This window comes from Phenylobacterium sp., assembly GCF_028290885.1.
Classification (GTDB): Bacteria; Pseudomonadota; Alphaproteobacteria; order Caulobacterales; family Caulobacteraceae; genus Phenylobacterium.
In genome coordinates, this window is record NZ_JAQGIZ010000127.1 from 1 (window position 1) to 11,563 (window position 11,563).

Genomic DNA, 11,563 nt, shown 5'->3' on the forward strand with positions numbered 1-11,563 from the left:
GAACTTGAGGCCTGGGATCGGCGAAACGTCATTCAGTGCCGTGCTTCCCGGTGATCGATCAGGACCGAATCACTGGGGACGGTATCGTGGCGAATTTGAAGGGCTAACCGTCCCCAATCCCCGTCCCCACCGGTAGCGTAGACGGTCGATTTTCCCTTTTGCTTCAAGGTATTATCAGAGCGCCTGGGGTCTTGCATAACCACCCTTCCGGCGACCCCACGCCCTCGTCCGCAGACATCGACATGACCCGCCAGGTCGTCGACGCCGGCCGCTCCCTGCGCATCGCCGTCCACGACCACCTCATCGTCGGCCGCGACGGGGTGGCGAGCCTCAAGGCGCTCGGGCTGTTCTGATGCGAGACTCGAGACGCAGTTCCAGTTCCTCTTCCGCAACGCGGGGGAGGTGGCTTGGCGCGCCAGCGCCAAGACGGAGGGCGCGCGCGGGCGAGTGAGAGCGCTGAGCAAGATCCATCGCCGGGCCAAGGCGATGCTAGCCGTCTCTCGCTTCCCGAAGGCCTTCTCTGGATGCGCCTCCTATACCTCAGGCGACGGGACGGCCAGCGGTCGCAATGTGGCTGATGGATGAAGCCCGCGCGCCACCTCAGTCATCGGACCTGACGGTCCGCTGACAGCTCCCCCGTTTTACGGGGGAGCAACTGCTGCTTCAGATCACCCGGTCCACATGATGGCCCGGCTTCGGCGGCTCGGGGGCCGGGGGCGCGCGGCGTTCCGGCGGCTTGGCGAGCGAGCCGCCCAGCACCACCGCCGGCCCATAGCTCGACTGGGCCGCGCTCTGCGGCCTGGGCTCGGTTGCCGTCTTCGGCGGCCTGGCGCGGTCAGGCGCGGGCGCCGCATAGCTGGCCGGCGGCGTCGGCGGAACGGCGGGCACGTTGAAATAGGACATCGACCCGGGCCTTCCCCATCGCCCGGGCGGTCGATACCCGCACTACGCTTAAGCCCGCGTGCAGCAACGTGATGAAGCCGCGTTGACCCTGCGCCCTTCGCGCCGACGCCGCTCCCGGTTAGGCTCACCCGATGTTCGAGGGCTGGGACAGCTTCTACCTGTTGATCGGCGGGGCCGCCGGCGCCCTGATCGGGCTGTTGTTCATCGTCGTCACCCTGATGCGCGGCGGCGATGCGGCCACTCAGCTTCGCGCCGCCAGCGTCTTCATGACGCCCACCGTCGCCCATTTGGCCATGGTGTTGCTGCTGAGCGCGCTCGCCACGGCGCCCGGCGTCTCGGCCGCCGCGACAGGAATGATCTTCGAGGCCTTCGCCCTCGTTTGCCTGGCGTTCGCGGCCCGCGCCGTCGTCATGCTGGGCTCCAAGGCGATCAAGGCGAGCCACTGGTCGGACATCTGGACCTATGGCGCTGCGCCGTTCGCCGCCTGTCTCGCCCTGGCGCTTTCCGCCGCCGCCGTCTGGCTCTCGCCGGTCTGGGCCGCCCGCGGGATCGCCGCCAGCCTGATGGGCCTGCTGCTGATCGCCATCCGCAACGCCTGGGACCTGGTGACCTGGATCAGCGCCAAGGGCGACCAGCTCGACAAGGACCCGGGCTGACGCCGCCCGCGGCCAACCTGAACTATTGTTAATCCCGCGCGCCTTGCCCGGCGGCGGGCGCACACCCTAGGGTCGCGCCTCATTTTCCCCCGAGGCTCCCTGAATGACCGTCGACCGCCGCCATCTGCTGATCACCGCCGCCGCCGCCGGCCTCACCGCCGCGGCGCCCAAGCCGAAGGGCGCGGCGCACAAGGCGCCCGGCCTCAAGGCGGCGGCGCCCCCCGGCGACGCGGCGATCAACCGCTACTTCGACGGCCTCTCCGAGCACATCCTGGCCACTGGACCGGAGCAGGCCACCAGCCTCGGCCTCGACACAGGCGCCCGCGCCGCGCTCAAGTCACGGCTCAGCGACACCTCGATGACCCACATCGCCGAGGACCGCGCCTGGTGCCGGGCGGGCCTCGCCAAGCTGGAGACCTTCCCCGAGGCCGGCCTCTCGCCGGCCGCCCGCCTCAACAAGGCGGTGGTCAAGTACGCCCTCGAGCTCGGCCGTGACGCCGCGCCCTTCGACTACGGCGAGAACACCCTGGGCTCGGCCATGAGCGAGAGCGCCACCCCCTACGTGGTCAGCCAGCAGGGCGGCGCCTATTCCGCCGTGCCGGAATTCCTCGACAGCCAGCACAAGGTCGCCACCAAGGCCGACGCGGAGGCCTACCTCGCCCGTGTCCACGCCATGGCCCGTGTGCTCACACAGGAAACCGAACGGGTCCGCAAGGACGCCGGGCTCGGCGTGATCGCCCCGGACTTCATCCTCGCCAACGCCATCGGCCAGCAGGAGGGCCTGCTCGCCGTCCCCGCCGCCCGGGCCCGGCTCGCCACCGCGCTCGGCCGCAAGGTCAGGGAGGCCGGCCTTTCCGGCGACTACCAGGCCCGCGCCGCGGCCATCGTCGAGAAGGAGGTCTACCCGGCGCTCGCCGCCCAGCTCGCCACGCTGAAGGGCCTGCAGGGCAAGGCCGGCCACGACGCCGGGGTCTGGCGCCTGCCGGACGGGGAGGCCTACTACCGCTGGCTGCTGCGCGAGGGCACCTCCACCTCGCTTTCGCCGGACGAGGTCCACAACATGGGCCTGGAGCAGAACCAGGCCATCGAGGCCCGCATGGACGGCCTCTTGAAGGCGCAGGGGCTCACTCAGGGCTCGGTCACCGAGCGGATGACGGCGCTGGGCAAGGACCCGAAGTACCTGTTCCCCGACACCGACGCCGGCCGCGAGCAGCTGATCGCTTACCTGAACGGCCTGATCGCCGCGGTGCGCCCGCGCCTGCCCCGCGCCTTCAACCTGAAACTCAAGGCGCCGGTGATCGTCAAGCGGGTGCCGGTCGACATCCAGGACGGCGCCGGCCTGGGCTATATGAACACCGGCTCGCTCGACGGCTCGCGGCCCTCGACCTACTACATCAACCTGAAGTCGACCGAGAACTGGCCGAAGTTCAGCCTGCCGACGCTGACCTACCACGAGACCATCCCCGGCCACGCCTGGCAGGGCGCCTACCTCACCGAGACCGGCAAGCTGCCGCTGATCCGCATCCTGATCTCCGGCTTCAACGCCTATGTGGAAGGCTACGCCCTCTACGCCGAGCAACTGGGCGATGAGATCGGCATGTACGACGACGACTGGGCCGGACGCCTCGGCTACCTGCAGGCGCAGAAGTTCCGCGCCGTGCGCCTGGTGGTGGACACCGGCCTGCACGCCAAGCGCTGGAGCCGCGAGCAGGCGGTGCAGTGGGCCATCGACAACACCGGCCGCACCCGCCAGGGCATGACCAGCGAGATCGACCGTTATTGCGGCACGCCCGGACAGGCCTGCGGCTACAAGGTCGGCCACAGCGAGATCAACCGCCTGCGCGACAGGGCCAGGGCGGGCCTCGGCGCAAGGTACGACCTGCGCACCTTCGACGACCTCCTGGTCAAGACCGGCGCCGTGCCGCTCCCGGTGCTCGGCGACGTCGTCGACAGCTACGTCAGGTCCGGCGGCGTGGTGAACCTCTAGCGTGGGCGGCGAACTCGCCATCCGCCCGATCGAGAGGGGTGACTTCGAGGCGTGGGCGCCGCTGTGGGAGGGCTACAACGCCTTCTACGGCCGCTCGGGCCCGACCACCCTGCCCGACGAGATCACCCGCACGACCTGGGCCCGGTTCTTCGACGACGCCGAGCCGGTCCACGCCCTGGTGGCCGAGCGTGACGGCCGCCTCGTGGGCCTGGTCCACTACCTCTTCCACCGCTCGACCACGGCCGTCGGCCTGACCTGCTACCTGCAGGACCTGTTCACCAGCGCCGAGTTCCGCGGCGGCGGCGTCGGCCGCGCCCTCATCGAAGCAGTCTACGATCAGGCCCGCGCCGCCGGCTCCCCCCGCGTCTACTGGCAGACCCACGAGACCAACGCGACCGCCATGCGCCTCTACGACCAGGTCGCCGAGAAGTCCGGGTTCCTGGTCTACCGCAAGGAGATTTGAGCTCCAGTTCCTCCACCGTCGCGTCCTTGCCTTCCCGCTTCGCGGGGGAGGCAAGCCCTAGGCCAAATCCGGCATCGCTGCGCGCGGGATGATCGCACCCGGGTGCTGCACCACGACTGCAGCCAGGCGGCGCCCCGCGGCCACCGCCTCGCGGACAGGCCGCCCCTCCAGCCGCGCCGCCAGGTAGCCCGCGTTGAACGCGTCGCCGGCGCCGGTCGTATCCACCACCGGGACCGGCGGCTCCGGTGCGAAGCGCTCCACGTCCGCCCCGCTCAGCACCTCGATCCGCCGGTCGCCGTGGCGCAGCACCACCTCGGCGCCCTTCGTCGCCCAGGCCCGCGCAAAAGCTTCCGGATCGCCGCCGCCGAACGCCGCCACGTCGGCCGTGCTCACTGAAAGATAGCGGCTGGTGGCGATCACGGCCTCGATCGCCGCGCGCGCGACCTCGGCGCTGGGCCAGAGCCGCGCCCGGTAGTTGGTGTCGAAGGCCACCTCGACGCCCGCGCCCGCCGCCGCCCGCAGGAGCGGCATCAGCACGCCCCACCCGGCCTCGCCGACGATCGCCAGGCTGATCGCCGAGACGTATATCAGCCGCGCGCCCAGCATGGTGGCCTTGAGCAGGGCCAGGTCCACAAGCTGGAAATAGTCCCGCGCCGGCGCCTCGCCCCGCCAGTAGTAGAAGCCGCCCTCGCCATTTGCGTCCCGCTCGATGGCGTAGAGCCCGGGCAGCCGTCCCTCGGCCTCCACCACCAGCTCGCGCGACAGCCCTTCCTCGGCCATCCGCGCCAGGATCGCGCGGCTGAACGGGTCGCCGGCTCCCAGCGCCGTCCCATAGGCCGTCGGCCGCCCAAGCCGCTGCAGGTAGACGGCGGTGTTGAAGGTGTCGCCCGCATAGCCCACCTGCGCCGCGCCCGGCCCGGCCAGACTCAACTCCACCATGCACTCGCCTACGGCGACGACGCCGGCCATGCGGTTCCTTATCTCCTAAAGCGGGGGCGACATTGCGCAGAGCCGCGGCCGCAGACAACGGCGGCGAAGCTTCATTCTGCGTATTCTTGCAATGCTCCGAATGCGGATCACTCTAGGCTAGCCGTTCGGCACTGAGTCCGCCCGTGGAGTCGTTGCGCCCTCTCGTCCGACCTCATCATGGAGCATGCTGGCGACCTGGCGGACCGCGATCCGCGCACTGTCGCCGGACGTTCATGAGCCATTTCCCCGAAAGCCCCCGTTAGAGGCCCCCATGTTGAACTGGTTCCAGGCGCTTCTGCCGAAGGAGGGCAAATTCTTCGATCTCTTCGAGGCGCACGCGGTCACGCTGTGCGCGGGCGCGGGCGCGCTGCGCCAGGTGCTCGACGGCGGCGAGGCCGTTCCCGGCCACTGCGCTGACCTGGCCCGGCACGAGAACGACGCCGACCTGATCACCCGCGACGTGCTCCTGGCCGTGCGGCGGACCTTCATCACTCCCTTCGATCGTAGCGACATCCGCGACCTGATCACCTCGATGGATGACGCCATCGACCAGATGCACAAGACCGCCAAGGCGATCATGCTGTTCGAACAGCGCAGCTTCCAGCCCGACATGGTCAGGCTGGGCGACGTCATCGTGACGACCGCGAACCTCACCGCCGAAGCCGTGCCGCTGCTTCGCTCGCTGCGCGAGCACGCTCCGCGCCTGAATAGCCTCACCGAAGAGGTCACCCGCCTCGAGGACCAGTCCGACACCCTCTACGATGCCGGCATCTCGGCCCTCTACCGAGGCCCCGCGCGATCCGATCCCATGGCCTACATCGTCGGCGCCGAGATTTACGACCACCTGGAAAAGGTCGTCGACCGGTTCGAGGACGTGGCCAACCAGATCAGCAGCGTGCTGATCGAGCACCTCTAGGCCACCGAAGCATGGACCTTGCCGCCCCGGGCCTGCTGCTGATCGTGCTGATCGCCGTCGCGCTGGCGTTCGATTTCCTGAACGGCCTGCACGACGCGGCCAACTCCATCGCCACCATCGTCTCGACCCGCGTGTTGCCCGCCCGCTACGCCGTCTTCTGGGCGGCGTTCTTCAACTTCATCGCCTTCGCGATCTTCGGCCAGCATGTTGCTCAGACGATCGGCAAGGGGATCATCCAGCCCGGGATCGTCTCCGATGCGGTGATCTTCGGTGCGCTGGGGGGCGCAATCACCTGGAACATCGTGACCTGGCTTTTCGGCATCCCGTCGTCATCATCGCATGCCCTGATCGGCGGCCTGATCGGCGCCGGGGTCGCAAAAGCGGGCCTAAGCCCCGTGGTCTGGGCGGGCGTCTGGAAGACGGTCGGCGGCATCGTCGTCTCGCCGGCTCTGGGTCTGGCGCTTGCCCTCCTCCTGGTCCTGATCGTCTCCTGGACCTTCGTGAAGGCCACCCCCGCCTTCGCTGATGGCGTCTTCCGGAAGCTGCAGTTCGTCTCCGCGGCCGCCTTCTCCCTGGGTCATGGCGGCAACGACGCCCAGAAGACCATGGGGATCGTCACGGCTCTGCTCTATGCCCACGGCAAGCTCACCGGCGCCTTTCACGTGCCTTTCTGGGTGGTGCTTTCCTGCCAGGCGGCCATGGCGCTCGGCACCCTGACGGGCGGCTGGCGGATTGTGCACACTATGGGCTCCAAGATCACCCGCCTGACGCCACAGCAGGGCTTCTGCGCCGAGACCGCCGGCGCGCTGACCCTGTTCTTCGCGACCAACATCGGCGTTCCGGTCTCCACCACCCACACCATCACCGGCGCCATCGTGGGCGTCGGCGCCGCGCGGCGCGTCTCCGCGGTCCGCTGGAACGTCGCCAGCGGCATCGTCTGGGCCTGGGTGATCACCATGCCGGTAGCAGGGCTGTTGGGCGCGGGGTTCTACTGGCTGGCCCGCCTTGCTGACCAGACGTGGGGCTGAGCATGGCCAAGCGTCCGCCAGATCCCCCGTCAAACCGTGAACCCGACCGGGAACCGCGCGCCCAGTTCGCTGCACTTCCCTGGCGTCGCAACGCGCAGGGGGAAGTCGAAGTGCTGCTGATCACTTCGCGCGAAACCCGCCGCTGGGTGATCCCAAAGGGCTGGCCAATCAAGGGCATGAAGTCGGCCAAGTCCGCCGCCCAGGAGGCTTTCGAGGAAGCCGGCGTGCGGGGCAAGGTCTCCAAGCGCCCGGTCGGTTCCTACGCCTACGACAAGCGGCTGAAGAACGGACGCCTGCAGCACGTGCGCGTCGCCGTCTTCGGCCTGCAGGTCGAGGGCGAGGCCGACGTCTACCCCGAGGTCGGCCAGCGCGAAAAGCTCTGGCTCGCCATCACGGAGGCCGCCCGCCTGGTCGACGAGCCCGAGCTGATGGTCCTCTTGGCGACGTTCAGGCCATGACCCCGCCGCTCGGAACCGTCGAAGGCTTCTTCGGCCGGCCCTACAGCTGGGCCGAGCGCACCGCGCTGATGCAGTTCCTCGCGCCGCACGGCTACGGCTTCTACCTCTACGCCCCCAAGGCCGACGCCTACCTGCGCCGCCGCTGGCGCGAGCCGCATCCGGCCGAGGAGATGGCGGCGCTGAGCGCTTTCGCCGCGGACTGCCGCGCGGCCGGCGTGGCCTTAGGCGTCGGCCTTTCGCCCTTCGAGCTGCACTTCGACTTCACCGCCGAGGCCAGGGCCGCGCTCGCCGACAAGCTCGCCGCGCTGGACGCCGCCGGCAGCCGGTGGCTGGCGATCCTGTTCGACGACATGAAGGGCGACCTGGCCGACCTCGCACGTCGCCAGGCCGAGATCGTGGCCTTCGCCGCCGAGCGCACCAAGGCCGAGCGCCTGATCGTGGCGCCCGGCTACTACACCGACGATCCGGTGCTCGACCGCGTGTTCGGCCAGCGCCCGCCAGGCTACCTGAAGGACCTCGGCGCTGCCCTCGACCCCGCCATCGACCTGATGTGGACCGGCGAGGAAGTCTGCGCGCTGGAATTCTCCCCCGGCCACCTGGCTCGCGTCGCCGACGAGATGGGCCGCAAGCCGTTCCTCTGGGACAACTACCCGGTCAACGACGGCCCGCGGATGAGCCGCCATCTGCACCTGCGCGCTTTCACCGGCCGCCCCGCCGCCATCGGACCGCACATCGCCGGCCACGCGGTGAACCCCGCCTCGCAGGCGACCTTGAGCGCCATCCCGATGCTGACGCTGGCAGCCGGCTACGCCCAGGGCGAAGACTATGCCTACGGCCAGGCCTTCCGCGAGGCGGCGCTCGCCGTCTGCGGCCCGGACCTCGCCGCCCAGCTGCTGGCCGACGTCGGCGCCCTGCAGGACGCTGGACTCGGCGAGCTCTCCGAGGCGCGCCGGGAGAAGCTCCGCGCCCGCTACGCCGCATTCGACCATCCCGCCGCCCGCGAGCTCGTGGGCTGGATCGACGGCGCCTACGCCATCACCGGCGAAGAACTGCAGACCCAATAAGCTTCACAATTAACCGGCATTAACCGCAAACGTCAGCGTAACCTTAGCGTTCTGGCCCCATGATTTACGCTGAATCTGGAGCCCGGCAGCGGTGTCGCAGCGCTTTCCAACGGTCGGTCGGTCGCTCGTCATCCTGCACGTGGATGACGACCCGATGAACCTGCGCGTCGTGGAAGAAATCCTCACCGCCTTCCACCATCGCACCGTCAAGGTCGGGTCCGGCGCCGAGGCCCTGGAACGCCTTGCCGAGCAGTCCTTCGATGTGGTGCTGATGGACATCCACATGCCCCGCATGAGCGGCATCCAGGCGGTCGAGCGCCTACGCGCCTTCCCGGGCCCGGCCCGCCACACCCCGGTGATCGCGCTGACCGCCGACGTCAGCCGCCACCCGGATGAATACCTCGACCTGGGCTTCGACGGCTACGTGTCCAAGCCGATCCTGGTCTCCCGCCTGCTCGAGGCCATCAAGGCCGCCGCCGAGCCCAAGCAGGCGCCCGCGGCCTCCCCCTACAGGATTAACCGGGCCGTCTGAGCCTCGCCGTCCGCCGCGGCGCGGGCTAACCTTACCCGTCGGCCGCCAAAAGAGCCGAGGGACGGGAGGCCGCCATGCCCAAGCTCGATCGTGACGGGGTGAAGCTCTACTATGAAGTCCACGGCGAGGGGCCGGCGCTGATCCTCACCCACGGCTATTCGGCCACCTCGGCGATGTGGGAAGGCCAGGTCGCCCCGCTCTCCGAGCATTTCAAACTGATTACCTGGGACATGCGCGGTCACGGCCAGTCGGACTATCCGGAAGACCAGGCCGCCTATTCGGAAGCGGCCACCGTCGCCGACATGGCCGCCCTGCTCGACGCCGCGGGGGCCAGGGACGCGATCGTCGGCGGGCTCTCGCTCGGCGGCTATATGAGCCTCGCCTTCCATCGCGCCCACCCGGACCGTACGCGGGCGCTGCTGATCATCGACACCGGTCCCGGCTACAAGAACGACCAGGCCCGCGACGGCTGGAACGCCAATGCGATCGCCAGGGCCGAACGCTTCGAGGCCGAGGGCTTCGGCGACCTCAGCAGGGCCAGCGCCGAGGTGCGGCTCGCCCGCCACCGCGACGCCTCGGGCCTGGCGCGGGCCGCCCGCGGCATGCTCACCCAGCGCGACGCCCGGGTGATCGAGAGCCTGCCCGCGATCCAGGTCCCCGCGGTGGTCATCGTCGGCGCCGACGACACGCCCTTCCTCGCCGCCTCCGACTACATGGCCGCCAAGATCCCCGGCGCGAAGAAGGTGGTCATCCCCGGCGCCGGCCACAGCGCCAACCTCGACCAGCCGCAGGCGTTCAACGCCGCGCTGTTGGGGTTCCTGAAGGATGCGGGCTTGACGCGTTAGGTTCCTCCCCCGCCGTCTTCGCGACCGGGGGGAGCTTGGCCGACTTTCCGAAATGCGGCACACCGGCGTCGCCGATGACGAACGCCTCCGACGATCCCGTGCTGGCCGTCTACCTGGAGCGCCGGGCGAACCTCGTGCGCTTCCTGGCCGCCCGCGCCGGTTCGCTGGCCGCTGCGGAGGACCTCGCCCAGGAGCTCTACCTCAAGCTCGCCGGCCGCGACCGCTCGGCCGAGGTCGGCAATCCCGCAGCCATGCTTTACCGCATGGCGCTCAACCTGATGCTCGACCGCGCCCGCGGCGAGGCCCGCGCCGCGGCCCGCGACACCGCCTGGCGCCAGGTCGTCCGCTCCGAGGTCGGCGGCGTCGACATCGCCGACGAGCCGCCCGCCGACGAGGCGGCCGCCTCCGCCCAGCGCCTGCGCCAGCTGGTCGCCGCGGTCGAGGAGCTGCCGCCGCAGGCCGGCCGCGCCTTCCGCCTGCACAAGCTGATGGGCCTCAGCCACGCCGAGACCGCGCGGACCATGGGGCTTTCGGTCAAGGCGGTGGAGAAACACGTCAGCGCCGCGCTCAAGGCGCTCACGGCGAAACTCGCCCGATGATCAACCCTAAATTGCGCCAAGCTGACGACCATGACCGGGGGGTAGCGGCGCCCGGCGACGTCAATGTCCATGTCGGGCGCTCGTTTGCGCCGGCTTGGGTGAGTTGATGACTGGGGCCTGGAACACGGCTGAAGACGCCAGGCGCGCTGCGGCCGCCGACTGGCTCGTGCGCCTGCAGGCGCCGGATCTCGACGCGGGCGAGGCCCTGGCGTTCGACGCCTGGCTGGCCGAACACCCCGCCAATCCGGCCGCCTACGACGCCGTCCTCGCGGTCACGCTGGAAGTCGACGCCGCCTCCGAGCGGATCGCCCGCGCCATCGACGCGGCCCCCGCGCGCCGCCTCGGACGGGGGCGCTCGCCGGCCTTCCGCCGCGGCTGGCTGGTCGCCGGAGGCCTTGCGGCCGCCGCGACGATCGCGCTTGCCGTCATGCCCTTCAGCGCCTTCGAGGCCGGGACCCAGACCTTCGCCACCGCCAAGGGCGAGCACCGCACCGTCAAGCTCGCCGACGGCTCGACCGTCGACCTCAACGCGGGCTCGCAGCTCAGCGTCACCCTGGCGCGCAACGAGCGCCGCGTGGTCCTGCCCGAGGGCGAGGCGGTGTTTGACGTGGCGGCCGACAACGCCCGGCCCTTCCTGATCGCCGCCGGCGACCGCACGGTGCGCGTGGTCGGCACCCGCTTCGACGTCCGCCGGCGCTCCGGCCTGCTGTCGGTCACCGTCGAGCGCGGCGTGGTCGAGGTGCGGCCCAGCGCCGAGGCCGCCGGCGCCGCCTACCGTCTGCATCCCGGCCAGCGCCTCGACCACGTCGAGGGGGCGCCCGGCGTGCAGGTGAGCGCCGTCGACCCCGCGCAGGTGTTCAGCTGGAAGAGCGGCCGGCTGATCTACCGCGACCAGCCGCTGGGCGAGGTGGTCGCCGACCTGAACCAGCAGTTCCCGCGCCCGATCCTGCTCGAAGATCCGGCGCTGGCCCAGATCCGGGTCTCCGGCGTCCTGGTGCTCGACAGCCAGGACGCGGTTATTCGCCGCCTCGCCTTGCTCGCGCCGATCAGAGCGTTACCTTCGGCGCAAGGCATCGTGCTTCGCAGCGATCCGGCGGCGAAGCCATGAGGGGGACAAGGGGCCATATCCAGGCCGGCGGCCTT

The 11,563-nt window shown here is 70.1% G+C and carries 14 protein-coding genes; 12 read left to right on the plus strand and 2 right to left on the minus strand.

Annotated features, from left to right (window positions below):
• Positions 1-191: 191 nt before the first annotated feature.
• Positions 192-353, plus strand: a complete 162-nt coding sequence (locus JWP28_RS08510; RefSeq protein ID WP_366143789.1) for a JAB domain-containing protein — start codon at positions 192-194, stop codon at positions 351-353.
• Between the two features lie 310 nt (positions 354-663).
• On the opposite strand, the gene JWP28_RS08515 is transcribed toward JWP28_RS08510, so the two are convergent.
• Entirely contained in the window at positions 664-903 is a 240-nt protein-coding gene (locus JWP28_RS08515; RefSeq protein WP_299542029.1) for a hypothetical protein, read from the minus strand.
• Positions 904-1,034: 131 nt separating this feature from the next.
• On the opposite strand from JWP28_RS08515, the gene JWP28_RS08520 reads away from it, so the two are divergent.
• From JWP28_RS08520 to JWP28_RS08530, 3 genes are all read left to right on the plus strand, one after another.
• Positions 1,035-1,559, plus strand: coding sequence for a hypothetical protein (locus tag JWP28_RS08520; RefSeq protein ID WP_299542031.1), 525 nt, complete (start codon positions 1,035-1,037; stop codon positions 1,557-1,559).
• A gap of 103 nt (positions 1,560-1,662) precedes the next feature.
• On the plus strand, positions 1,663-3,546 hold the full coding sequence (locus JWP28_RS08525; protein WP_299542033.1) for a DUF885 family protein: 1,884 nt from the start codon (positions 1,663-1,665) through the stop codon (positions 3,544-3,546).
• A gap of 1 nt (position 3,547) precedes the next feature.
• Complete coding sequence (locus tag JWP28_RS08530; RefSeq protein ID WP_299542035.1) at positions 3,548-4,009, plus strand: GNAT family N-acetyltransferase; 462 nt, start codon at positions 3,548-3,550, stop codon at positions 4,007-4,009.
• Between the two features lie 57 nt (positions 4,010-4,066).
• Here JWP28_RS08530 and JWP28_RS08535 read toward each other — a convergent pair whose 3' ends face one another.
• Complete coding sequence (locus tag JWP28_RS08535) at positions 4,067-4,978, minus strand: sugar kinase (RefSeq protein ID WP_299542037.1); 912 nt, start codon at positions 4,976-4,978, stop codon at positions 4,067-4,069.
• Positions 4,979-5,249: 271 nt separating this feature from the next.
• Here JWP28_RS08535 and JWP28_RS08540 point away from each other — a divergent pair, with 271 nt between their 5' ends.
• The 8 genes from JWP28_RS08540 to JWP28_RS08575 all read left to right on the plus strand — a co-directional run bounded on the left by JWP28_RS08540 (position 5,250) and on the right by JWP28_RS08575 (position 11,528).
• Complete coding sequence (locus JWP28_RS08540) at positions 5,250-5,894, plus strand: DUF47 domain-containing protein (RefSeq protein WP_299542039.1); 645 nt, start codon at positions 5,250-5,252, stop codon at positions 5,892-5,894.
• A gap of 11 nt (positions 5,895-5,905) precedes the next feature.
• Positions 5,906-6,922 (plus strand): inorganic phosphate transporter, encoded by a 1,017-nt coding sequence (locus JWP28_RS08545; RefSeq protein ID WP_299542040.1) that lies wholly within the window; start codon positions 5,906-5,908, stop codon positions 6,920-6,922.
• Positions 6,923-6,924: 2 nt separating this feature from the next.
• The gene (locus JWP28_RS08550) at positions 6,925-7,380 is read left to right on the plus strand and encodes an NUDIX hydrolase (RefSeq protein WP_299542042.1); all 456 of its coding nucleotides are present in this window, start codon (positions 6,925-6,927) and stop codon (positions 7,378-7,380) included.
• Positions 7,377-8,444 (plus strand): beta-N-acetylglucosaminidase domain-containing protein, encoded by a 1,068-nt coding sequence (locus JWP28_RS08555; RefSeq protein ID WP_299542044.1) that lies wholly within the window; start codon positions 7,377-7,379, stop codon positions 8,442-8,444. Before JWP28_RS08550 ends, JWP28_RS08555 begins: the two co-directional genes overlap by 4 nt.
• A 91-nt stretch (positions 8,445-8,535) precedes the next feature.
• Positions 8,536-8,976: a response regulator gene (locus JWP28_RS08560; protein ID WP_299542046.1), complete on the plus strand. Its 441-nt coding sequence runs from the start codon at positions 8,536-8,538 to the stop codon at positions 8,974-8,976.
• A 74-nt stretch (positions 8,977-9,050) separates the two neighbouring features.
• Positions 9,051-9,821, plus strand: a complete 771-nt coding sequence (locus JWP28_RS08565) for an alpha/beta fold hydrolase (protein WP_299542048.1) — start codon at positions 9,051-9,053, stop codon at positions 9,819-9,821.
• A 74-nt stretch (positions 9,822-9,895) separates the two neighbouring features.
• Entirely contained in the window at positions 9,896-10,420 is a 525-nt protein-coding gene (locus tag JWP28_RS08570; RefSeq protein ID WP_299542049.1) for a sigma-70 family RNA polymerase sigma factor, read from the plus strand.
• Between the two features lie 106 nt (positions 10,421-10,526).
• Positions 10,527-11,528 (plus strand): FecR domain-containing protein, encoded by a 1,002-nt coding sequence (locus tag JWP28_RS08575; RefSeq protein WP_299542051.1) that lies wholly within the window; start codon positions 10,527-10,529, stop codon positions 11,526-11,528.
• Positions 11,529-11,563: the final 35 nt, after the last annotated feature.

What these genes read in the sequence shown, in the direction of transcription:
- JWP28_RS08515 (WP_299542029.1), bottom strand. Translation starts at nt 903, where the DNA reads ATGTCCTATTTCAACGTGCCCGCCGTTCCGCCGACGCCGCCGGCCAGC.
- JWP28_RS08520 (WP_299542031.1), top strand. Translation starts at nt 1,035, where the DNA reads ATGTTCGAGGGCTGGGACAGCTTCTACCTGTTGATCGGCGGGGCCGCC.
- JWP28_RS08525 (WP_299542033.1), top strand. Translation starts at nt 1,663, where the DNA reads ATGACCGTCGACCGCCGCCATCTGCTGATCACCGCCGCCGCCGCCGGC.
- JWP28_RS08535 (WP_299542037.1), bottom strand. Translation starts at nt 4,978, where the DNA reads ATGGCCGGCGTCGTCGCCGTAGGCGAGTGCATGGTGGAGTTGAGTCTG.
- JWP28_RS08540 (WP_299542039.1), top strand. Translation starts at nt 5,250, where the DNA reads ATGTTGAACTGGTTCCAGGCGCTTCTGCCGAAGGAGGGCAAATTCTTC.
- JWP28_RS08545 (WP_299542040.1), top strand. Translation starts at nt 5,906, where the DNA reads ATGGACCTTGCCGCCCCGGGCCTGCTGCTGATCGTGCTGATCGCCGTC.
- JWP28_RS08550 (WP_299542042.1), top strand. Translation starts at nt 6,925, where the DNA reads ATGGCCAAGCGTCCGCCAGATCCCCCGTCAAACCGTGAACCCGACCGG.
- JWP28_RS08555 (WP_299542044.1), top strand. Translation starts at nt 7,377, where the DNA reads ATGACCCCGCCGCTCGGAACCGTCGAAGGCTTCTTCGGCCGGCCCTAC.
- JWP28_RS08565 (WP_299542048.1), top strand. Translation starts at nt 9,051, where the DNA reads ATGCCCAAGCTCGATCGTGACGGGGTGAAGCTCTACTATGAAGTCCAC.
- JWP28_RS08570 (WP_299542049.1), top strand. Translation starts at nt 9,896, where the DNA reads ATGACGAACGCCTCCGACGATCCCGTGCTGGCCGTCTACCTGGAGCGC.
- JWP28_RS08575 (WP_299542051.1), top strand. Translation starts at nt 10,527, where the DNA reads ATGACTGGGGCCTGGAACACGGCTGAAGACGCCAGGCGCGCTGCGGCC.